Raw genomic sequence first — 22,126 nt, 5'->3', positions numbered from 1 at the left:
GGTCGGCATGAGTCAAAACCCCGTTATGGATTCAGCACCCGTCAGACGCACGGAAGGCGCATTCAGTCTGCGTCACAAATTTAACCGGGCTGGTTGGATCAAAACGCAACGCTCCCTGCTTTTGGTTGCCCCTTTACTGATTTTCGTCGTGGTGTGTTTTTTATTTCCCATCGGCTCGATTCTCAGTATGAGCGTGAATAACCCTGAGCTTAAAGATGGGCTCCCGCAAACCAGCCAGGCCTTAACTAAGTGGGATGGCAAGGCGCTGCCGGATGAAAGCCTGTTTGCCACTATGGCAAAAGAAGTCAGCGCGGCGCGTGAACAGGGCCAGATTTCCGGTATTGCTAAGCGGTTAAGTTATGAAGACAGCATCTTTCGTCGGCTGATCCTGGCCGTCCCTCGCCAGGCTCCCGAAGATGGCCTTAACGTCAAACAAACGTTGATCGACAAGCAGCCGATGTGGGGAGAGCTGTCCACCTGGCAAACCCTGAAACGCGTGGCCAAACCTTATACCAGTTATTATCTGCTGTCGGTGTTTGACCATAAGGTCGATGCCAAAACCGGCGACATCACACCACAGTCGCCCGATCAGGCGCTTTACGTGAATGTTCTGCTGCGCACGTTGTGGATGGCGACCGTCGTCACCTTATTGTGCGTCGGCCTAGGCTATCCGCTGGCTTACTGGCTGGCGAAACAGCCGTCTAACCGGGCCAACCTCCTGATGATTATGGTGCTGCTGCCCTTCTGGACCTCATTAATTGTGCGTACCGCGAGCTGGATTGTGTTGCTGCAGTCTGGAGGATTAATTAACCGGACCTTAATGGCAACAGGTCTCATCGACAGCCCGCTCACGCTGGTGTTTAACCGGGTCGGCGTCTACATCTCGATGACACATATCCTACTGCCCTTCATCGTGCTGCCTCTGTATGCGGTAATGAAAGGCATTTCCCCCAGCTATGTCCGTGCTGCCGTGTCGCTGGGTGCGCATCCCTTTGTGGCCTTCTGGCGCGTCTATGTCCCACAGACATTTGCCGGAATTACCGCAGGTGCGCTGCTGGTGTTCATGATGGCGATTGGCTACTACGTGACACCTGCCCTGTTAGGCGGGCCGGACGACCAAATGGTCAGCTACTTTGTTGCCTTCTTTACCAACAGCACCATGAACTGGGGCATGGCCGCCGCCTTAGGTAGCCAGTTGCTGATTATCGTGACGTTGCTGTATGTGGTGTATTCACGTGTCACCCGGACTTCATCCGAAGCTGCGGTGCGTTAAGGAGCGAATGATGAGACAACAAGGTTCAACGTTGCTGCGGGTCTGGCGCTACCTGTTTAATTTCTACGGCGCAGCGGCACTGCTGTTTTTGATTGTGCCTGTTCTGGTCATCGTGCCGCTGTCATTTAACGAAAGTTCGTTTCTGAGCTATCCGCTAAGTGGCTTTTCGCTGCGCTGGTATGCGGCCTTTTTTCACTCGAAGGAGTGGATCGGTGCGCTAATGAACAGCCTGCTGGTTGCCCCACTGGCGACGCTGCTGGCCAGCGTCCTCGGGGTGCTGGCCGCTATGGGCCTGGTACGCGGTGAGTTTCGCGGAAAAGCCCTGGTGATGGCGATCATTATCTCTCCCATGGTTGCGCCCGTAGTGATCATCGCCGTTGGCATGTTTTTCTTCTTCGCCAAACTGTCACTGCTGAACAGCTATCTTGGGCTGGTACTGGCCCATGCGCTGCTGGGCGTGCCCTTTGTGGTGATCACGGTGGTTGCCGTGCTGAAAAGTTACGACACAAATCTGACGCGGGCCGCCGCCAGCCTCGGTGCCTCGCCGCTGCTGGCGTTTCGTAAAGTCACCCTGCCGCTGATTGCACCCGGCGTATTTTCCGGCGCGTTATTCGCGTTTGCGACCTCATTTGATGAAGTGGTCGTGACGCTATTCCTTGCCAGCCCAACGCAGCGGACATTGCCGATTCAGATGTTTGCCGGTATCCGCGAAAATCTCGATCCCACCATTGCAGCGGCCGCCACTATCATGATTGCGGCTTCGCTTTTATTACTGATCGTGATGGAAGTGCTGCGGCGGCGCGGGGAAAAGATGCGCCAGGCGCAACCGGCTTAGACCACCCTCAGTATAAGGGTGCGCATTGTACTACCGCCCACGCGGTTAACCGGTGGGCGGTGGTACGATCTGGACAGTGCGCATCCTGCCGCTGTCAGCCTGACAGGCGCAAAGTCACAGCAAGCGCTGAACCGGCCCTGCGCCTTGTCATCGTCCGGTGAAGGTGAACCGCACCGTTGACCCATAACCGCTTTCCTGTTCTGACAGGCCGACTAGCATAAATCCCCTGCCCGTTTCTTGCGCGCAAGGTGAATGGACGGCGTGGCCCTGACAACGCGACTGATGGCTAAAAGACGGGGAGCTGATAATCAGGCGGGAATGCGGCGGCGATTAAAACAGAGGACTAGCTTTGCGAACGGCCATGACCGCGCGCAAAGCTAACAGAAGGTATCAGTGATTGTTTTCGTTGTTACGACTCAGCCATAAAGACAAAGCTTTAAGCGAATCATCGGTAAACTCATCACAGCGCGCGGTGATTTCATCCGGGGTCATCCAGAAGATTTCATCCACCTCTTCTTCCTGCATGGCAAAGGGGCCGTGCGATACGCAACTGAATAAGCCGCCCCAGACGCGGCAATGCTCATCTTCAAAGTAGAATTTGCCATGTTCTGCAAAGGGAACATCCGCAATGCCCAGCTCTTCTTCGGCTTCGCGTCGCGCAGATTCCAGCATGTCCTCGCCACTCTGCACCACGCCACCGGCAGTTGCATCCAGTTTACCCGGCATAAAATCTTTGATTTCAGTACGGCGCTGAACCAGTATTTTGCCCATACCGTCATGAACCACGATATAGGTTGCGCGGTGACGTAAGCATTGCGCGCGCATCTGCGCACGCGTAGCCTGTGCAACGACTTCATTCTCTTCGCTTACGATATCGACCCATTCGATTTCGCCACCAGCAATGTGATCCACCATCCGTAACCCTTTCCTGTTTAGCGTGTCTTTATGCAAGCGCTGTTTGCCACGTTTTTATCAGTCGTAAGGTAATCACTTATGACGGGTTGAGCAAGCGCCGATCGCTAGCGATTTTTGCCGCTTTCCGCTAACCATAACTGGACTGATGCTCGCTGCCATTGAAACTCGGCATAATGTTGTAAACGCGCAGGCAACGTATCACCATGCAGCGCCAGTCGATTAAGCATGACAGCCAAATCGGTATCTGCAATGCACCACTCACCAAATAAATTTTGCTGCCGCTCCGGTAACAGGCGCTGTACGGCGGCGATCAGTTTATCCGCCGCTTCCAGTGCCGCTGGCGACAACGGCGCAAAATGCTCTCCCGCAAACAACACCTCGGTAGGACGCTCCTGGCGAATCGGCATCAGATCGCTGCGTAGCCAGGCCTGAATTTGCCGGGCGCGCGCACGTTTCTCGCGATCTTTGGGATAAAGACGTTCGTACTCGGGGGCGGCAAAACGCTCCTCAAGGTATTCGCAGATCGCCGAGGATTCACTCAGCATAAAGTCATCGACCTGTAAGGTCGGCACACGGCAGGTTAACGACAGATCGCGGTAGGTTTCCGCACGCTGCTGGTTTTGCGATAAATCGAGACGCTTTACGCTAAAAGGCACCCCTTTTTCGCTGAGCGCAACATAAGCCGACATGACATAAGGACTAAAGAAAGATGAATCTGACCACAGGGTGATGGAAGGGTAATTCATCTGCTACCTCGAATGGCTAAAAGGGGTGCCTCATGTTTACCGACTTTTATTTCTGAAAACAACCAGGCGCTGGTCCGATGTTTGGGGTCAACTCGCTAAATTACGAAGCGGCTCACGCCACACGGGTACGACTCTTCTATGATGAAGTAAGCAAAAAATAAAAAATCAGACGGAGCCGCACTATGCATATCTTAATCACCGGTGGAACCGGGCTTATTGGCCGCCATCTTATCCCACGTTTACAACACTTCGGTCACGAGGTTAGCGTGGTCACCCGCGACGTGGCCACCGCACGAGAAAAGCTGGGGGAGGATATCGCGCTCTGGTCAGGCCTGGCGCAACAGCAGTCGCTTGACGGCATCGATGCCGTCATTAACCTGGCCGGCGAACCCATCTCTGATAAACGCTGGACCGAGGCGCATAAACAGCAGTTGTGCGAGAGCCGCTGGCAAATCACGGAACGCATCGCCTCACTGATCAATGCCAGCACCACACCACCGCGCGTCTTCATTTCGGGATCGGCGACGGGCTTTTATGGCAACAGTGGCGACGTCGTATTAACCGAGGATGATCCCGGCCAAAATGAGTTTACCCACGAGCTGTGTGCCCGCTGGGAGCAGTTGGCGCTGACCGCTCAAACGGAGCGCACGCGCGTCTGCCTGCTGCGAACCGGCGTCGTGCTGGCGCGCGAGGGCGGCGCGCTGAGTAAAATGAAACTGCCGTTTAAACTGGGTATCGGTGGCCCTATCGGCAGCGGCAAACAGTATATGCCGTGGATTCATATTGATGACATGGTCAATGGCATTATGTGGTTGCTGGACAATGACGACTGCAGCGGCCCTTTTAACATGGTTTCGCCCTATGCCGTGCGCAATGAGCAGTTTGCCGCCACGCTGGGCGAGGTAATGCACCGCCCTGCTTTCATGCGCACCCCAGCCAGTGCCATAAAACTGATGATGGGTGAATCTTCTGTGCTGGTGCTGGGTGGGCAACATGTGCTGCCCAAACGTCTGGAGGCGTCGGGTTTTCGCTTCCGCTGGTATGAGCTGCAGGACGCGTTACAGGACGTGGTAAAAAACTGAGCGACAGAGGGGAGCATGGCGCTCCCCTGTCGTTTACTGCGACGTGACGGCGGGTTTTGACTTCACCCTACGCAGCGCGCCGTGATTCGGTTGCGGGACGCGAATGATAAACGTCAGCACACCGGCAAACACATACAGACCGGTGTACGCCCAGACCACGCCGACGATATCAAAAAACGGCAGCATCACCGAGGCGATAGCGGGCGCGACAAAATTGCTCATACCGGCAGACAGGTTATATACCGAAACGGCCGCGCCCTGATGATGCGGCTCCAGCGTGGGGAAAACCGCCGTCATCGGCACAAAGGCCGCAACGAAAATCCCCAGCATCACGGCGGGAATAAGGGCGACCAGGAAATTGTGACCGGCATAGACAGGCAGGTAGTAGAACGCCAGGCTGGAAACGGCCATTCCCAGGCAGCCAAACCAGCGAACCTGGCGAATCCAGCCAATACGTTCGCCCATGATGCCCCAGAAAATATTGGTAAAGATGGTTACAAAGAAGAACACCGCCCAAATTTGTAGCCACTCCGACAGGGTAAACCCAAGGCGGTCCACAAACAGCAGCGGCATGATGATGGCAAAGCCAAACAGCGACAGTGTGTTAATGATGCGGATAAGGCAGGCATAAAACACATGCTGGTTGGTGAACAGGATGGTCACCGCTCGCGACATCTCCGTCATTTTTTCCCGCAGAGGCAAGTTGACGCGAGAACGATCGACCGGCACGTTGCGCAGGCTAAAGTACGCCAGCAAGCCGCCGCAGGTGACCCAGCCAATCGCCAGCCATAATGTGCCGGTTTCACCAACGGAAGGGATAATCAGGCTTGGCAGATAGCTTCCCACTACACCGATCCCCACCGAATACATCGCCCAGAACCAGCCCGTGGCGGCAGCCAGCCTTTCCCGTGGCAGGACCTGCACCAGCATCATCATGAATGAGTAGATAAACAGCGGATAGGCCAAACCACGAATACCATAGAACAGCACCATGAGCGGATAATTACGCATCCCTAACCCCAGGCTCATAAACAGGGCATGCATGACCACCCACAAAATAAAACCAATCAGCATGGCGCGCTGCGGGGTAATCAGCTCCGCCACCACACCTGACGCCCATGCCGCCAGCGCCACGGCTAAACCGTAAAAAGTGAACACCAGCGCCGACTGGCCTGGCGTGAACCCCATATCGGTAATATGGCGTGACAGGAAAGCCATCTCGAAGCCGTCACCCGCCATAAAAACGGCAATAGCCACAAATCCCCAGATCAGATGTTTGGGCAAGCCAAACCAGTACGCAGTAGAGTGCATGACGATGGTCCTTCTCTGTTCGGTTACAGGTTATTCAGGTCAGCAAGCGAGACTGACATGGTTGACGGTAGAGCTCACGGCACTGTGTAAGGCGGCGCTAAAGCCTCTGGTCCTGGGCAGAAAACGCCAGGATTTGGCACGTTGAGGTACATTTGCGCGTCCGCCCGCTCATGACCCGCCGCATTGACGAGAGGTATAACGATGGTCAGCGCCAGCATCGCGACGTTCAGGCAACTGCGCGTTACCCGCTTCATGGGCTCTGCTTTGCCCGGTGCGGATAAGATGCGGCATGTTCCGATGCCACATTGCTGCCGTGATTTCACCATCGGCGCTTTTAGCGCTGAGCGGCCAATATCCATAGCCAGAACCAGTCATCTCCCTACACCACGGCAAGAAGTTGCTCTGGCTGGACCAACCATGTTTCCAGCCCGGCCACGGTCGTGGTCAGCCGCGCATGAAAATCGTCAGACGCGGCCAGCTCACCAAACAGGGAAGACTGGCTCATATATGCCGCCAGCGGATCGGTGCGGGCAAACCACTGCTGGATCACGTCGGGTTGCAGCACGCCATCCTGATAGTCATAGGGCAGCTCGCCCCGGGCCCAACGCTGCAAAAACAGATAGAACAGCGCGGGTAGCACCACGCTGGCGGCAGGTGGCGTGCCGCGCCGGTAACATTCCTGCAAGGTCGGCGTCACCATCGCGGGAATTTTTGACAGGCCATCCGCCGCCACACGTTGGTTGGTGTCTTTGATCCACGGGTTACTGAAGCGAGACAACACCACATCCCGATAGTCCGCCAGGTTTAGCGGGCTGGGAGAGAGCGAGGGAATGACATCCTGAGAGACGTATTCCCAGGCCATCTGGTGGATGGCTTTCTGTCGGGTGCTTTCATCGATGTAAAGCAAGCCGATAAGGGTTCCCGCCCAGGCAATTGCACTGTGGGTGGCGTTCAGGATACGAATTTTGGCTTCTTCCCAGGGCAGTACCGAGTCCACCAGCTCGACGCCAACCTGCTCCAGCGCCGGACGTCCGGCAATAAAATCGTCTTCAATGACCCACTGAATAAAGGATTCCGCCATCACCGGCACCGCATCATCTTTACCTGTCGCGGCCTGAACCCGCTCAGCGACATCTGCCGTGGGGCGCGGGGTGATACGGTCAACCATGGTATTTGGCGATGTCGTCTTCTCGCGTACCCACTCGGCCAGACGATCTGCGCCCTTCGCCGCCAGGAAAGCTAAAAAGCCTTGGCGAAAACGTTCACCGTTATGACGCAGATTGTCGCAGTTCAACAGCGTTACGGGTGCACCGCCGTTGGCAACACGTGCCGTCAGGATGCGCACCAGCGCGCCATACAGCGTCCTTGCCTCGCCGTTAAGATCTGCACGGATATCGGGCTGCTGCAGGTCCAGTTCATGCTCCGGCGTTAAATAGTAACCGGCTTCGGTCACGGTAAACGCGATCACCCGGGTTGCCGGATCGGCACCCTGCCGCACCAGCGCGCTGATCTCTTTGTCCCACGGCAGAACCTGACGAATCGAGGTGATGGTTTCGTAATCGCGTTCGCCTTCTGGCGTGACCGTTTCCAGCACATATTCGCCTTGCTGCGCAGCCAACTGCGTGAGTAACGGCGTGGCATCATCGCGGATATTTCCCAGGGCGATGTGCCAACGGCTGTCGCCCTGCTGCATCAGTCGATGCAGATACCATGCCTGATGAGCACGATGGAACGAGCCTGCGCCGATATGCATCCAAACTGACGTTGTCATCACGACCTCTTTAAGCATTTGTTTAACCAAAGGGCATTTGCCCGGATGCACATATGTTAATCAGAGGTTACGTCGATGTACTGTGATTAATTTCACATTTATAACATTCGCCCAGCAAATGCGCTTTTGCCCGAATAGGCTTTTCGCCGCATTGCGCGATAAAATGGCGGTTCACAGAAGATGGAATGCCGGAATGAACAAAGAAGAGAAGAAACAGGAACTCGCCGCGCGTGCTGCCTGGATGTATTACGTCGCGGGCTTAACGCAGCAGGAGATCGCCCGGGCGCTGGGATTGTCGCGCCAGGTTGCCCAGCGCCTGATTTCAGGGGCGCGTGAAATGGGAATGGTCAGCGTGAAGATCGATCATCCTGTCACGCACTGCCTGCGTCTGGCGCACGATGTACAGGAAAAATTTGGCCTGCAGCATTGTCGCGTCGTGCCCTCCGGTGGCCTTGACGACGACGCCATACAGCAGATGCTGGCGGTGGAAGGTGCAGAGGTGATGTCACAGTTTATCAATGACGATCAGCCGCAGGTGTTTGGCATTGGATCGGGCAAAACGCTGCGTGCCATTATCGATGCGCTGCCCTGGGTGGAACGCCCTCAGCACCACTGTGTTTCCATGATTGGCGCGATTGCCCGTGACGACTCGGGCACCCGCTATGACGTGCCACTTAAGCTGTCTGAAAAAATGCAGGGCAAGTATTTCTTCATCCCCGCGCCGCTGTTTGCTGACAGCCCGGAAGATAAGCAGATGTGGTGTCAGCATCAGGTCTATCAGCGCGTGGTCGATCGTGCACTGCAGGCGCATGTGACGTTTCTGGGGATCGGGGAAGTTAACCCCGGCTGCCCACTGAATGCGGAAGGCTTTATTACTGACCGTCAGGTGCAAGCGCTGAATGCGCGCGGCGTTGTCGGGGAAATGCTCGGCCACTTCTTCAATCAGCAGGGCGAACGTGTTCTGGGGGAGACCGATGCGCTGTTAACCAGCGTGACGCTGGAAAGCCAGACGACGCGCAATATCATCGGCTTTGCCGGTGGTGAGCGAAAATATGCTGCCATTCAGGCTGCGGTGAACGGCGGCTGGATATCGGGCCTGGTGACCGACGAAACCACCGCCATGCGCCTGCTGAATGACAGGTAACTCAACTACTTCAGCGATCCCTTAAGGAACTGCTGTAAGCGTGGGCTTTTCGGGTTACCGAATAATTCCGTCGGGGGCCCCTGCTCCTCAATTTTTCCCTGATGCAGGAAAATCACGTGGCTGGAAACGTGACGGGCAAATTCCATTTCGTGCGTGACCACCACCATGGTTTTGCCCTCTTCGGCCAGTTTCTGCATGATGCGCAGCACCTCACCGACCAGTTCGGGGTCCAGAGCAGAGGTAGGCTCATCAAACAGCAGCACTTCCGGCTCCATCGCCAGTGCGCGGGCAATCGAAACGCGTTGCTGCTGACCACCGGACAGGTGTACGGGATATTTTCCCTGCGCCCGCTCATCAATGCCGACCTTGTTCAGATAGGTAATGGCGCGCTCGCGTGCTTCGGCTTTACTCAGCCCCAACACCTGAATCGGCGCTTCCATGACGTTTTCCAGCACGGTCATGTGGCTCCACAGGTTGAAATGCTGAAAGACCATCGTCAGACGGGTACGAAGCAGGCGCAGCTGCTCCTTGTCTGCCACTTTTAACTGGCCATCCGTATCGCGCACCAGGGTAATGGCGGTGTTGTTGACCACAATGGCGCCTTCGCTCGGTTTTTCGAGGAAGTTGATACAGCGTAAAAAGGTACTTTTCCCTGAACCCGACGAGCCAATAATACTGATGACATCGCCCGCATTGGCGTGCAATGACACGCCTTTTAATACTTCATGTTCACCGTAATGTTTATGCAGGTCGGTGACGCTTAATTTGTTATCAGCCATAGTCTTACTCAATGCGATGAAGAAGGTTTCACGTGCGCCAGCCAACGACGTTCCGCAAGGCGAAACAGGCTAATCAGCACATAAGAAATAATCAGGTACAACACGGCCGCAATGCCGAACGCGGTAAAGGGCTGATAGGTTGCCGCGTTAATGTCCCTGGCGATTTTCAGCAAATCTGGCACGGTTGCGGTAAAAGCCAGAGCGGTTGAGTGCAGCATCAGTATGACTTCATTGCTGTAAACCGGTAAGGCCGTGCGCAACGCAGAAGGCAAAATAATGCAGCGATACAGTTTAAAGGTGGAAAAGCCATAGGCCCGCGCGGCTTCGATTTCGCCGTGTGGCACAGCACGAATCGCACCGGCGAAAATTTCCGTGGTGTAGGCGCAGGTATTCAGGGTGAAAGCCAGTAACGTACAGTTCAGGCCGCTACGGAAAAACGCATTCAGCAGCTCCGTGCCTTTAACGATTTCCAGCGTATACATGCCGGAGTAGAACACCAGCAGTTGCACATAAAGCGGCGTACCGCGAAAAACGTAGGTAAAGAGCCACACCGGCAGGCTGATAAAACGATTCGGTGACACGCGCGCAATCGCCAGCAACACCGCCATGCAGCCGCCCAGCACGACCGAGACAATCAGCAGCCACAGGGTAATGGCTACGCCGGTGAAGCGATAACCGTCTGTCCAGAGCAGCGCTTTCCAGTATTCGTGAAGAATCTCGATCATAGCTCCGCCCTCTTCACACCGACCGTGTAGCGACGATTGAGCCACCAGAGAATGCCGTTAGACAAGGTGGTAAAGACCAGGTAGATCACACCGGCTACGATGGCAAAATAAAACGGCTGCCATGTGCTTTTGCCAGCCAGTTGCGTGGCTTTAACCACATCTTCCAGACCTAACAGGGAAACCAGTGCGGTGGCTTTCAGGATCACCTGCCAGTTGTTACCAATACCGGGCAGCGCATAGCGCATCATCGCCGGAAACAGGATTCGGCGGAAAATCTGGGAACCGGTAAAACCAAACGCCGTGGCCGCTTCGATTTGCCCTTTTGGCACCGCCATAAAAGCACCGCGGAAGGTTTCGGTAAAATAGGCGCCGTAGATAAACCCCAGCGTAATGATGCCCGCAACCATGGGATCGATATCGAACTGGGCCAGTCCGAGCGCATCGGTGAGGTGATTCAGCGCAATCTGCAGACCGTAGAAGATCAGCAGCATCAGAACGAGGTCGGGCACGCCACGAATCAGCGTCGTGTAGCCCTCAAAAATCAGGGACAGCAGGCGATTACGCGATAGCTTCGCGCCAGCACCAATCAGCCCCAGGATCACCGCCATCAAGACTGAACTCAACGCGAGCTCAAGCGTGACCAGCGTCCCTTTTAAAATGACATCAGAATAGCCATACAACATGGAAAAAAGTCCTGTCGTGGGGTGGAAACGACGCGGTGCCCGCCCTACAGACGGGCCGCGCTGCTTCTGTTAACACATAAACGATAACGCACAACGTTGCCCCGGCCAGACAGGCTGGGGCAACCAGAGGCGCATCCTGTTATGCGAACAGCAGAAGCGAAGACGACAGATCAGTCACCGTACACGTTGAAAGTAAAATATTTCTTCGCAATTTTGTCGTAGGTACCGTCTTTACGCATAGATTCGAACGCTTTGTCGATGGCCGCTTTCAGCTCGGTGTCATCTTTACGCAATCCCATGCCGGTGCCGACGCCAAAGATTTTATCGTCTTTCACTGCCGGGCCTGCAAACGCATAGCTCTTGCCAACCGGCTGTTTCAGGAAGCCTTCGGCAGCCTGAACTTCGTCCTGGAAGGCAGCATCGATACGGCCAGCGGTCAGATCCTGATACACCAGATCCTGGTTAGCATAAGGCGTGACGGTCACACCTTTTGGACGCCAGTTCTGATTAGCATAGGTTTCCTGGGTGGTGCCCTGCAGTACGCCAATATTTTTGCCTTTCAGCGACTCAGGAGTGGGTTCAATTTTTGCGCCTTTAGGCGCCACTAAACGCGCATTGGCGGCATAGAGCTTGTCAGAGAACGCAATTTCTTCCTGACGCTTAGCGGTGATAGACAGCGAGGAGATGATGGCGTCGATTTTCTTGGCTTTCAAAGAGGGGATCAGCGCATCAAAGTCGCTTTCTACGTAAGTACACTTGGTCTGAATACGTTTACAGATTTCGTTAGCCAGATCGATATCAAAACCGACCAGCTGTCCTTGCGCGTTTTTCGACTCAAACGGCGGATATGTTGGGTCAGTGCCGACACGAATCGAGGTCGGTACTGCTGCAAATACGCTGGCCGCACTGGACAGGCCCAACATTAAAGAAAGAGCCAGAACACGCTTCTTCATAGATTACCCTCAAGTAAAATGCTTATTGTTATGTGGTGCATGATGTGTGTTTGCGACTAACACTGCCTTTTCCTGTGCATGTTTCATGCCAGTTCTGCAACGTTACCGCCTGCCCAGCCAGCCGTTTAGCCACGAAAAGGCTGGGTTTGTGAATGGAATATATCAGTGATGTCGCAGAGAAAAAGCGATGTTGTGAACTTTTAGTTCAGGAAATGCAGGAACAGTGATCGCTCCCGCGTTTCTGCACCAAAGAAGTGCGGAAGAAGAAACTTATGCACCTTGCCAGCGCACAAATAAATCCTGCGGCAGTGCAATATCAAACTGGTCGATAACCCGATTAACAGTCTGATCGACCAGTTGATCAATAGTGGTGGGACGGTGATAAAAGGCAGGCACCGGCGGCATAATGATGGCCCCCAGTTCAGCCGCGGTGGTCATCATCCGCAGATGACCGATATGCAGCGGTGTTTCACGCACGCACAGTACCAGCTTGCGCTGCTCTTTCAGCACCACATCCGCTGCACGTGTCAGCAGCGAGTCGCTGTAGCTATGCACAATACCGGACAGGGTTTTCATCGAGCAGGGCAGAATCACCATTCCCAGCGTTTTAAACGACCCGGAGGAGATGCTGGCGGCAATATCGCGCACATCGTGAACCACATCGGCCAGCGCCTGGACGTCCCGCAGGCTGTAGTCGCTTTCCAGGCTCAGCGTCTGACGTGCTGCCTGACTGATGATCAGGTGCGTTTCCACATCGCTGACCTGCTGCAAAACCTGCAACAGCCGGATGCCAAATATCACGCCGCTTGCGCCAGAAATACCAATAATGAGTCGTTTCATCGTTCAACCTTGCAGTGGCAAAGCGCACCATAATAGCGCAGACCGGCAGAAAACACAGAGGGCGGGATAAGTCCCGCCCTCTTATTTGCATTCAGGTTAGCTTAGCCTTCGTTATGCAGCTCAAGATTTTCCACTTCATTTTGACGGGCAATGGCTTTTGCGTCGTCATTACGCAGGGATTCCAGATATTCAAGATAGCCCTGATCGACGTCTTTCGTCACATAAATACCGTTGAAGACGGAACACTCGAACTGAACGATATCCGGGTTTTCTTCCCGTACGGCTTCGATAAGGTCATCAAGGTCCTGAAAAATCAGCGCATCCGCTTTGATGATCTGGCGAATTTCTTCCACTTCACGACCGTGGGCAATCAGCTCGGTCGCGCTTGGCATATCGATGCCATAGACATTGGGAAAACGCACTTCCGGTGCGGCAGACGCAAGGTAAACCTTTTTCGCGCCTGCTTCACGAGCCATCTCGATAATCTGCTCAGAGGTGGTGCCGCGCACGATAGAGTCATCAATCAGCAGGACGTTTTTATCGCGGAACTCGGCACGGTTAGCGTTGAGCTTGCGGCGAACCGCGCTGCGGCGCAGTTGCTGACCCGGCATGATAAAGGTACGGCCGACGTAGCGGTTTTTAACAAAGCCCTGACGGTAAGGCTTATCGAGGATACGTGCGATTTCCAGCGCGGTATCCATTGAGGTTTCCGGAATCGGAATCACCACGTCGATATCCAGATCTTCCCACTCGCGGGCAATCTTCTGGCCCAGCTTGGTGCCCATACGGACGCGGGCGCTGTAGACTGAAATCTTATCCAGGAATGAGTCCGGACGGGCAAAATAGACGTATTCGAACAGGCAAGGATTGTTTTTAGGGTTTTCGGCGCACTGACGGGTAGAAAGCTGTCCCTGCTCAGTGATATAGACCGCTTCACCCGGTGCAACGTCACGGATGAATTCAAAACCCAGGGTGTCCAGCGCCACACTTTCAGACGCCACCATGTACTCGGTACGGCCATCGGCAATGACGCGTTTGCCCAGCACCAGCGGACGAATGCCATTAGGATCGCGGAAGGCCACCATACCGTGACCGATAATCATCGCCACCACGGCATATGCGCCACGGACCTGCTGGTGCACCGCCGCAATGGCGGCGAAAACGTTGTCGGCTTCCAGCGGATAGTGCTGAAAACGATCCAGCTCCTGAGCAAAAATATTCAGCAGAATTTCAGAATCTGAGGTGGTATTCACATGACGGCGACCCTTTTCGAACAGGCGCTTACGCAGTTCATGTGCATTGGTCAGGTTGCCGTTATGGGCAAGAGAAATACCGTACGGCGAGTTGACGTAGAACGGCTGTGCTTCAGAAGCGCTGGAGCTGCCCGCGGTAGGATAGCGTGCGTGACCAATCCCCATGTTGCCTTGCAAACGTTGCATATGACGCGCTTCGAAGACGTCGCTGACCAGACCATTCGCCTTACGCAGGCGAAAGCAGTTCAGCGCATCGATGGTACAAATGCCTGCGGCATCCTGCCCACGGTGCTGGAGCACCGTTAACGCGTCATAGATCGACTGGTTGACCGGCATGAAACCGGTGATACCGACAATACCGCACATGTTGTCATTTCCTCATTAAGCCGTACGCCCGGTGGCCTCACCGGGGCAAAAAACTCGACGTGCTTTTCAGGTAGTCAAAAAACCACCTGATTATAGAACTGAACTCGGGAATAAGTTGAGACTGCTGCCAGTCCGGGCTCTTCGAAAAGCCCGTGAATGTATCAAGGAAGAACAGCAAAGCGGCCACGATGAGCACACCACGCAACGCCCCGAAACAAACGCCTAATACCCGATCGGTTCCCGACAGGCCGGTTTTCTCAACCAGCGAGCCGATAACGTAGTTCACGATTGCCCCCACAATCAGGGTCGCGATGAACAGCACCGCAATCGCGATTCCGTTACGAACCAGTTCGTCGTCAAAACCTGTGAACCAGACTGCAAGGTAGGCATAGTAATGACTGGCGACAAAAAACGCGCATCCCCAGGTAACAAGAGATAAGGCTTCGCGGACAAACCCTCGAACCAGGCTGACCAAAGCCGAAAAACCAACTACCGCAATAATGACGTAATCAATCCAGATCATGAACTCTTCCAGCGCCAGTGCCATTGCACCCCTGCTTCCAGTTCGGGGCGCATTCTAACAGAAAAAGAAAACGTTTGCGTAGGGGTTTTCAGGTTCTGCATCCATAAAAAAGGCGATGAAAAAATCCCTCTTCGCCTGTGTCATTATTAACCCATTAACAGGTTGAAAAGTGGTCGCTATTCACGCCTGAGCCGCACCCGGCGTCCCCGTTCCCGCGGCGAAAGGCGCTGCCTGTTAATCTTATCGGCAGCACCAATCAGCGGTTTAACGTGCGCTGTAAGATTTTACGACGCCGCTTAAGCCCGACACGTTTTTCAGCTCAGCTACCGCCGCCTGCATTTTGGCTTTTGAAGCGTCCGGCCCAACATAAATACGGGTGATTTGCCCCTGTACTGGCGTGGACGGCACCGTATAAGCCCGGTAGCCCGACAAGCGCAACTTCGCGACGATTTCATTGACCTTACTGGCATTTTTCAGCGCACCCAACTGCACGACATAAGCCTGACCAGTAGGCTGAGTCTCTTTAGGCTGCTCTGCTGGGGCGGACTTTTCCGCAGGCTGCGATTGTTCGGCAGGTTTGGTTTTTTCAACCGGCTTAGCCTGTTCAACCGGCCGGGTTTTTTCCACCGGTTTGCTCTGCGGCGGCTCTGCCGATTTCGGTTTAACCTGTTCAACCTGTTTGGGTCGGGTTGGCTCCACCGGTTTGGCTTTCGGTGTGGTCGTGGCCGTCGACGAATGTACCGGCGGCGGCGATACCACGCTCGGCTCGCTGCTGTGCTCTGGCTGACTGCTGCCCTCGGTGGCGTCAGCGTCATCCGCATCAGGATGGCTGACCGCACTGCCCGCGCCCGCAGGTGGCTGCGCAGGAAGCGACTGCGTCACCGGCGGCACCATTTCGCTGTCCTGCTGATCATCGGGTTTGGGCACCAGAGGGATCGCGGCAAACTCTTCTTTGTAATGCTTTTTCTTACCATCCAGCAGCCCCGGCAATACGATTACGCCGACGGCTACCAGAATAACGGTACCGACTAAACGGTTTTGAAACTTACTCGCCACGTCCTTTCTCCGTTTCAATCGATTCCATGACCTGCGCGACCGTCAGGAAAGAGCCGCAGACCAGAATGATATCCTGCGGTTCCGCCTGCTGGCGCGCCTGTTGCCAGGCCTGTTCAACATCCGCGAACGCCTGAGCGGAGGTCACGTGCGCCATGAGTTGTTCCGCGCTGGCACCGCGAGGGCCATCAAGCGGCGCGCAATACCAGTTGTCCACCTGAGGTGACAGCGCCGCCAGCGTGCCAGCAATATCTTTATCGTGCAGCATGCCAACGACCGCATGTACCCGACCTGCCTGCGGCAGCGCCGCAAGTCGCGAGGCCAGATAGGCTGCGGCGTGGGGATTATGGGCAACATCCAAAATTACGCGAGGTGATTCGCTGATCGTCTGGAAACGGCCGGGCAAAATCGCCAGCGGCAGATGCGCACGGATTAGCGCCTCGCTGACCTTCAGCCCTGAAGCGCGAAGCGCCACCAGGGCGGTAGCCGCGTTAGGCAACGGCACCTGAGGCAGAGGCAAATCACTCAGCTCGCCTTGCGCATCGCGCAGTGACCAGCTTTCTGCCTGCTGCCGGTACTGCCAGTCGCGCCCGTGCTGCATTAACACCGCGCCTTTTTCACGGGCGACTTCAGCAATGGTGGCGGGCATATCCGGTTCACCGACGACCGCCGGTTTAGCCTGGCGGAAGACACCGGCTTTTTCCCGACCAATACTGTTACGATCCGGGCCAAGCCAGTCGGTATGGTCCAGCGCAATACTGGTAATGACCGCGACGTCTGCATCGACAATGTTGGTCGCATCCAGCCGACCGCCCAGCCCGACTTCCAGAATGACCACATCCAGCTTTGCCTGCTTAAACAGGTTAAGCGCCGACAGCGTGCCAAATTCAAAATAGGTCAAAGAAATCGTACCGCGACCCGCTTCAATGTCGGCGAAACTGGCGCTGTGTTGGGCTTCACTGAGTTCCTGCCCCTGAACCCGGACACGCTCGGTGTAACGCACAAGGTGCGGTGAGCTATAAACCCCGACGCGATAACCGGCGGCCATCAGTAGGGTTTCCAGAGTGCGACAGGTGGTGCCTTTGCCATTCGTGCCCGCAACGGTAAACACGAAGGGCGCAGGCTTAAGCAGGTCCAGACGTTGCGCCACCAGGCGAATACGATCCAGGCCCAGTTCTATCGCCTGAGAGTGGAGGTGTTCAAGATAATAAAGCCACGTGGCCAAAGGCGACGTGGCTTGAGGAAGGTGAAGATTGTCCATATGTCCCGTTTTGCAAATTTATACCCGGTGAAAGCCGCAAGGTATACGGTGCATTGGTGGAAGGCGCGACCCGCGCGCCTTCGGTCTCCTGTCAGGCCTCGTTGCTCTCCGGGTCGGTCGTCGCAGGTGCGAACGCTTCACCGTCGTGCAGCGGTGCTGGCAGATTCATCATTTTTGCCAGCAGACTCGCCAGTTTATAGCGCATTTCAGGACGACGGATGATCATATCAATCGCCCCTTTCTCAATCAGAAACTCACTACGCTGGAAGCCCGGCGGCAGTTTTTCACGCACGGTCTGCTCAATCACGCGCGGACCGGCAAAGCCGATCAGGGCTTTAGGTTCGGCGATATTCAGATCGCCCAGCATCGCGAAGCTGGCAGAGACGCCGCCCATGGTTGGATCGGTGAGGACCGAAATATACGGCAGACCCCGCTCCTGCATTTTCGCCAGCGCGGCGCTGGTTTTCGCCATTTGCATCAGCGACATTAACGCTTCCTGCATACGCGCCCCGCCACTGGCAGAGAAGCAGATCATCGGGCAGTTATCTTCCAGCGCCTGCTCCACTGCTCGCACGAAACGTGCGCCAACCACAGAACCCATTGACCCGCCCATAAAGGCGAATTCAAAGGCGGCTGCCACAACCGGCATACCGTGCAGCTGACCTTTCATCACAATCAGCGCATCTTTTTCATCCGTGGCTTTCTGTGCAGCCACCAGACGATCTTTATACTTTTTGGAATCCCGGAACTTCAGCAGGTCCTTGGGTTCCAGTTCGCTGCCCAACTCGACCAGCGTGCCCTGATCGAGCAGGCTCGCCAGGCGCTCACGGGCGTGCATGCGCATGTGGTGGTCGCACTTAGGGCAGACCTCAAGATTACGCTCCAGCTCGGCACGATAAAGTACCTGGCCACAGCTGTCGCATTTCGTCCACACTCCTTCCGGAATATTGGCACGACGTGCAGGCGTAATGTTGCTTTTATTAAGAATGCGTTCAATCCAGCTCATTGATGACTCTTTGGGTTGGTTTCCGTTATAATTCAACGATTTACGCTAAATTTAAGGATTAAAAACATGCGACATTAGACCACAATTAACGACATCGTGCTACTTATAACACAATGACTTACGGCCCATTTCGAACGGCAATTGTGCCCATTATACTGTTAAAATGGAAGCCAGTCAGCCTCGTATACCGACAACACCTCATGCGTCACAACGCCGAGCATCACAACCCCTTCAAGAGATTCTCCGTCGATCGTCTCACCATCCACTGTAATGATGCCCGTTTTGAAATACTTCCCAACCATTGGATAACCGTCAACCTGCCAGGCGACCTTATTACCCGGCGTTGGGGTCAGTGAACTGTCTACCAGCGCAAACCCTCCTGGCGTCTCAATACGAATAGTTGACGATGGCCTATGAATCATCAGCTTGTTCAAATCTATACGGCTCTCAACGAAGTCTGCTGCCGGTGAAGGAAATCCCATATCAATACTCCCCGTAATGGTAGAAACGCTGCCAGATCTTATTTTCGCCCTCTTCCGGCGACTGATCGCGAAACGTCATGACGTTCTGCGCTATCCACTCGTTAGCCTGCTTGTGGCTCATCTCCCAGTTGCGCTTTGCAAGCTCAGCAACAAAGTCAGAAGTCGAGACGGTTACACCCATCTTCGCGCTGCGCCGCATAGCCTGATGGAATGAAACCTTTATGTCGCCGTAAAGTGGCATGGTGATAGCTCCGATAATTACTGTATATAATTACAGTAATATCAATCTGTAGATTTGATCAAGCGAGCACAGGGGAAGATTTGTAAAGACATTGACGCTGAAGGAGTTTAATTCTGAGGGGTTGGTGTGGTTGGCTGACATTTGATAGCCCAATAAGCAAATCTGCTGCATTCTACCTAAGTTGAGTGCTATCATTTCATAATATAGTTAAAATTTGAATAACGGAAAATGATAATGAATTGGTTGAATGGAAAGCGGAATAAAAATGAAGACGAAATAAACAGGCTCAAAAATGAAATAAATCATTTAAGAGTGCTTATTTCAAAGTCCAAAAGTCCTCTTCTTTTTACTGAAGAAGATGATTTTTTAACTGAAAGACTGTTGTCACACCCAATAAAAGTCAGTTTGAATGGCGTGTCTATGACAGAAATACCTTCTTATGAAATTGAAAGCAGAATTCATGTCGCCGAGCGAATCATAACTGCTTATATGAAAGCTATCGAAGATGAAGAAAAAAGCGCTTTAAAGCGAGAAGGTGAGGATTTGTGGACGGGGCTGTTAAGAAATGAGCTACCAGACCTGTTGAAAGCAATCGAAGATAATGACCCTAAAAAACTAGCTGATTTTCTCAAATCTTTCGGCAGTGATTATGTTTGGTTTGGCGGTATAACTACAGGAGTTGATGGTTACAACAAAAATTTAAATCCTGGTCATGTTGCACTTACATATTTTGACAAGCTTGTATCATTATGTGAGTTTGCAGGGGTAATCCCGTCCAGCGGACCAGAATATGATAACTGGGGTGATTCCATGAGTATGACACCAGAATCTTTATGCCGCTTACTGTCAGAAAAATTGGGGTTTGATATTCTCCCACCTATGGGGATTATTCATACGGCTGGAATTCCTGTTGGAAATCACGCGCTGCATTATAGACATATAAATGCTTTGTATAGTGCGTTAAGAGTTTCTGAGGCTGTCGGGAGTATATCATCTATTTGTGAATTTGGCGGCGGATTAGGGATATCAGCCTACTACATGAAAAAGATTGGATTCAGTAACTATACGATATTTGATCTACCAATCACTAATTTACTTTGCGCAAATTATTTAATCCACGCCCTTGGTGGAGAAAACGTAACTCTTTATGGAGAGGAACATAAAGAAGGATGTGTAAGAATACTTCCATACTGGGAGTGCTCAAAATCACAAGAAAATGAATATGATATAGCATTAAACCAAGACAGCTTTCCAGAAATAGCTGACAACTTGGTAATTGAGTTCATCAAATGTATAAAACGAACTACTAAAGTTGGCATGCTGAGTATTAATCATGAGTTTTTCCATCCAAAGACTGTTTCACATTTAGTTGACAAAGCTGGTGGAATGAAAAAATCATACAGGTCCAAGTGTTGGGTTCGGGATGGATATGTAGACGAATTATTCTACTCATAATATTTTCGCCCTCCGTATCAGAGGAGGGCTAATAATTTTATATTTTTTTATCCTTGCACTATGAATTGCTGATTATGATTTAGGAGGAGACGGCAGGCCCGCTTCAGGATCGCCCTGATCGGCATCCAGTATCGCTTTCAGTTTCCCCCTGTATTCCGCCCAGTCACTCGTCGGCTGCTTCCCCTGTGAGAAAAAATTCATCAATACAGTGTCTGAATCTCTCAGGGCTGTCGAAGCCCTGCCCTGAAGCGCGTTCCAGGCTGGCAACTTTAAATAAGCCAGATACCTTTTGTCTGTATCCTCCACCTCTCCATAGTTTTCGTAAACGCCTTCCTCTTGAGGGGATGCGAATGTGGATATGATTTTGGATTTTGAACTGTCCGAAAACTGTACGTAAGCCATCTTTTCCCCCTGTTAGAATGTATAAGACGTTAAATATGCATAGGCTGACGCCAAAGTATCTCCTGAATCACCTTTCGTCACTGACCAGTAAAGTGTTTGCGGGGTTGCCACTGCCAAATTAGAAAATGGTGCCTGCATGCTGTTGTAACTCGAGTTTGTGCCAGAAACGATTTGCTTCATCCCGTTGTCAGTGCTTGCTAAAGACTGTAATCGAAGCGTCGGCCTGGTTGAGTTACCTGATGTGAGAAACAAAATCCCGTCAATGGTTTTACAATTCTTCGGAACGATAGAGCTGAGATTGACCGCTGTGGGAGTGTTAATGAAAGACGTGGTCGATGATATCTGTGTTGTGGACAGCAATACATTCCTGCCCTGCTGATAGAGAACAATGATTTTACCTGTGGAGTCAGTAGGCACAACGCTAAGCAGGGCAGATGCCGTATATCCTGACGGCATATTTGCGCCACCGTAAACCTCAGGAATGACTGCAGATGTCGCATTGACTGCCAGCAACGCCGACGTGGCGGTTGTCGGGTTGAATATTGCATAAAGTCCTACATATCCACTAACCGGGGCTGAGCCAGTATCCATACCACCTGCGCCAGTTGTTGACATGTTAATGGTCTTGCTGAATGAGCCAATTCGGTACTGACTTCCCCCAAGCGCTGTCTCTACGATAATCTCATCAGCGTTAATGGTTGCTGTGGCTGAAGCTGCGGTGACGTTCATTGCGAGATTGCGCGTGCTACCGACAATTCCACTCAGTGTTGCCGGGACCTGGGAAGGTGCCACATAGAGCTTATTCATCGCAGCCAGCAGTTGCGCGCTGTTTTTGGGATCGGTCGCCACTCCTGCTGCGGTAAGAACGTTAACAAACTCGTCCTGTACCGCGTTAAACCAGCCTGCCATCATGCGCGTCGGCGACACACCGCCTGCCACGTTGCCGTCTGTCCAGTGCCCGTCAGCCGTTGCTGTCGGCGTTAAATCACCAATTTTAAGCATGTATAACCCTTACCTTACGGCAATA

At 53.4% G+C, this 22,126-nt stretch carries 24 protein-coding genes; 5 read left to right on the top strand and 19 right to left on the bottom strand.

Going from position 1 to position 22,126, the window contains the following annotated elements; translation table 11 throughout:
- Window positions 1–7 precede the first annotated feature (7 nt).
- Window positions 8–1,273 (top strand): ABC transporter permease, encoded by a 1,266-nt coding sequence (locus tag NR177_RS09345; RefSeq protein ID WP_256852768.1) that lies wholly within the window; start codon window positions 8–10, stop codon window positions 1,271–1,273.
- Between the two features lie 10 nt (window positions 1,274–1,283).
- On the top strand, window positions 1,284–2,108 hold the full coding sequence (locus NR177_RS09340) for an ABC transporter permease (protein ID WP_063880311.1): 825 nt from the start codon (window positions 1,284–1,286) through the stop codon (window positions 2,106–2,108).
- Between the two features lie 390 nt (window positions 2,109–2,498).
- Here the strand turns inward: NR177_RS09340 and yfcD are convergent, their stop codons facing one another.
- Both yfcD and yfcF read right to left on the bottom strand, forming a co-directional pair.
- The gene (gene yfcD / locus NR177_RS09335) at window positions 2,499–3,023 is read right to left on the bottom strand and encodes an NUDIX hydrolase YfcD (RefSeq protein WP_063880312.1); all 525 of its coding nucleotides are present in this window, start codon (window positions 3,021–3,023) and stop codon (window positions 2,499–2,501) included.
- Window positions 3,024–3,127: 104 nt separating this feature from the next.
- Complete coding sequence (gene yfcF, locus NR177_RS09330) at window positions 3,128–3,769, bottom strand: glutathione transferase (RefSeq protein ID WP_063880313.1); 642 nt, start codon at window positions 3,767–3,769, stop codon at window positions 3,128–3,130.
- Window positions 3,770–3,951: 182 nt separating this feature from the next.
- Here yfcF and NR177_RS09325 point away from each other — a divergent pair, with 182 nt between their 5' ends.
- Window positions 3,952–4,851: a TIGR01777 family oxidoreductase gene (locus tag NR177_RS09325; RefSeq protein ID WP_256852767.1), complete on the top strand. Its 900-nt coding sequence runs from the start codon at window positions 3,952–3,954 to the stop codon at window positions 4,849–4,851.
- Between the two features lie 33 nt (window positions 4,852–4,884).
- Here the strand turns inward: NR177_RS09325 and NR177_RS09320 are convergent, their stop codons facing one another.
- The 3 genes from NR177_RS09320 to dalD form a co-directional block, all read right to left on the bottom strand.
- Window positions 4,885–6,162, bottom strand: a complete 1,278-nt coding sequence (locus NR177_RS09320; RefSeq protein ID WP_063880315.1) for an MFS transporter — start codon at window positions 6,160–6,162, stop codon at window positions 4,885–4,887.
- A 74-nt stretch (window positions 6,163–6,236) separates the two neighbouring features.
- Complete coding sequence (locus NR177_RS09315; RefSeq protein WP_256852766.1) at window positions 6,237–6,521, bottom strand: hypothetical protein; 285 nt, start codon at window positions 6,519–6,521, stop codon at window positions 6,237–6,239.
- A gap of 20 nt (window positions 6,522–6,541) precedes the next feature.
- Window positions 6,542–7,933, bottom strand: coding sequence for a D-arabinitol 4-dehydrogenase (dalD, locus tag NR177_RS09310; protein WP_256852765.1), 1,392 nt, complete (start codon window positions 7,931–7,933; stop codon window positions 6,542–6,544).
- Window positions 7,934–8,126: 193 nt separating this feature from the next.
- On the opposite strand from dalD, the gene NR177_RS09305 reads away from it, so the two are divergent.
- Window positions 8,127–9,077 carry a sugar-binding transcriptional regulator gene (locus NR177_RS09305; protein ID WP_096010896.1) on the top strand — a complete coding sequence of 317 codons (951 nt, stop codon included), beginning with the start codon at window positions 8,127–8,129 and terminating at the stop codon, window positions 9,075–9,077.
- Window positions 9,078–9,082: 5 nt separating this feature from the next.
- Here NR177_RS09305 and hisP read toward each other — a convergent pair whose 3' ends face one another.
- The 12 genes from hisP to NR177_RS09245 all read right to left on the bottom strand — a co-directional run bounded on the left by hisP (window position 9,083) and on the right by NR177_RS09245 (window position 19,242).
- Window positions 9,083–9,856 carry a histidine ABC transporter ATP-binding protein HisP gene (gene hisP, locus NR177_RS09300; protein ID WP_063880319.1) on the bottom strand — a complete coding sequence of 258 codons (774 nt, stop codon included), beginning with the start codon at window positions 9,854–9,856 and terminating at the stop codon, window positions 9,083–9,085.
- An 8-nt stretch (window positions 9,857–9,864) separates the two neighbouring features.
- Window positions 9,865–10,581 carry an ABC transporter permease gene (locus tag NR177_RS09295; protein WP_063880320.1) on the bottom strand — a complete coding sequence of 239 codons (717 nt, stop codon included), beginning with the start codon at window positions 10,579–10,581 and terminating at the stop codon, window positions 9,865–9,867.
- Window positions 10,578–11,264: a histidine ABC transporter permease HisQ gene (locus NR177_RS09290; RefSeq protein ID WP_063880321.1), complete on the bottom strand. Its 687-nt coding sequence runs from the start codon at window positions 11,262–11,264 to the stop codon at window positions 10,578–10,580. Before NR177_RS09290 ends, NR177_RS09295 begins: the two co-directional genes overlap by 4 nt.
- Window positions 11,265–11,434: 170 nt before the next feature.
- Window positions 11,435–12,217: a lysine/arginine/ornithine ABC transporter substrate-binding protein ArgT gene (gene argT / locus NR177_RS09285; RefSeq protein WP_109717420.1), complete on the bottom strand. Its 783-nt coding sequence runs from the start codon at window positions 12,215–12,217 to the stop codon at window positions 11,435–11,437.
- A gap of 270 nt (window positions 12,218–12,487) precedes the next feature.
- Entirely contained in the window at window positions 12,488–13,057 is a 570-nt protein-coding gene (locus tag NR177_RS09280) for a UbiX family flavin prenyltransferase (RefSeq protein ID WP_256852764.1), read from the bottom strand.
- Between the two features lie 101 nt (window positions 13,058–13,158).
- Window positions 13,159–14,676, bottom strand: a complete 1,518-nt coding sequence (purF, locus tag NR177_RS09275) for an amidophosphoribosyltransferase (protein ID WP_063880324.1) — start codon at window positions 14,674–14,676, stop codon at window positions 13,159–13,161.
- A 37-nt stretch (window positions 14,677–14,713) separates the two neighbouring features.
- Window positions 14,714–15,199 carry a colicin V production protein gene (gene cvpA / locus NR177_RS09270; RefSeq protein ID WP_026021019.1) on the bottom strand — a complete coding sequence of 162 codons (486 nt, stop codon included), beginning with the start codon at window positions 15,197–15,199 and terminating at the stop codon, window positions 14,714–14,716.
- A 264-nt stretch (window positions 15,200–15,463) separates the two neighbouring features.
- Window positions 15,464–16,255 (bottom strand): cell division protein DedD, encoded by a 792-nt coding sequence (dedD, locus tag NR177_RS09265; RefSeq protein WP_256852763.1) that lies wholly within the window; start codon window positions 16,253–16,255, stop codon window positions 15,464–15,466.
- Window positions 16,245–17,513, bottom strand: coding sequence for a bifunctional tetrahydrofolate synthase/dihydrofolate synthase (gene folC / locus NR177_RS09260; RefSeq protein ID WP_218995452.1), 1,269 nt, complete (start codon window positions 17,511–17,513; stop codon window positions 16,245–16,247). The genes dedD and folC overlap by 11 nt, the downstream gene beginning before the upstream one ends.
- A gap of 91 nt (window positions 17,514–17,604) precedes the next feature.
- Window positions 17,605–18,519, bottom strand: a complete 915-nt coding sequence (gene accD, locus NR177_RS09255) for an acetyl-CoA carboxylase, carboxyltransferase subunit beta (RefSeq protein WP_063880327.1) — start codon at window positions 18,517–18,519, stop codon at window positions 17,605–17,607.
- A gap of 158 nt (window positions 18,520–18,677) precedes the next feature.
- A complete protein-coding gene (locus NR177_RS09250; RefSeq protein ID WP_256852762.1) occupies window positions 18,678–19,001 on the bottom strand; it encodes a phage repressor protein in 324 nt (107 codons plus the stop codon).
- Between the two features lies 1 nt (window position 19,002).
- Window positions 19,003–19,242: a DNA polymerase V gene (locus NR177_RS09245; protein WP_256852761.1), complete on the bottom strand. Its 240-nt coding sequence runs from the start codon at window positions 19,240–19,242 to the stop codon at window positions 19,003–19,005.
- Between the two features lie 234 nt (window positions 19,243–19,476).
- On the opposite strand from NR177_RS09245, the gene NR177_RS09240 reads away from it, so the two are divergent.
- Window positions 19,477–20,697 carry a putative sugar O-methyltransferase gene (locus tag NR177_RS09240; protein ID WP_256852760.1) on the top strand — a complete coding sequence of 407 codons (1,221 nt, stop codon included), beginning with the start codon at window positions 19,477–19,479 and terminating at the stop codon, window positions 20,695–20,697.
- A 72-nt stretch (window positions 20,698–20,769) separates the two neighbouring features.
- On the opposite strand, the gene NR177_RS09235 is transcribed toward NR177_RS09240, so the two are convergent.
- Together NR177_RS09235 and NR177_RS09230 are read right to left on the bottom strand one after the other, a co-directional pair.
- Entirely contained in the window at window positions 20,770–21,099 is a 330-nt protein-coding gene (locus tag NR177_RS09235) for a hypothetical protein (RefSeq protein ID WP_256852759.1), read from the bottom strand.
- Window positions 21,100–21,111: 12 nt separating this feature from the next.
- On the bottom strand, window positions 21,112–22,101 hold the full coding sequence (locus tag NR177_RS09230; RefSeq protein WP_256852758.1) for a hypothetical protein: 990 nt from the start codon (window positions 22,099–22,101) through the stop codon (window positions 21,112–21,114).
- Window positions 22,102–22,126 lie beyond the last annotated feature (25 nt).

It is taken from the genome of Pantoea sp. Fr+CA_20, assembly GCF_024520835.1.
Lineage (GTDB): Bacteria > Pseudomonadota > Gammaproteobacteria > Enterobacterales > Enterobacteriaceae > Pantoea > Pantoea allii.
The sequence above is the reverse complement of the archived record's forward strand: the minus strand, read 5'-3'. Positions and strand labels throughout refer to the sequence as shown.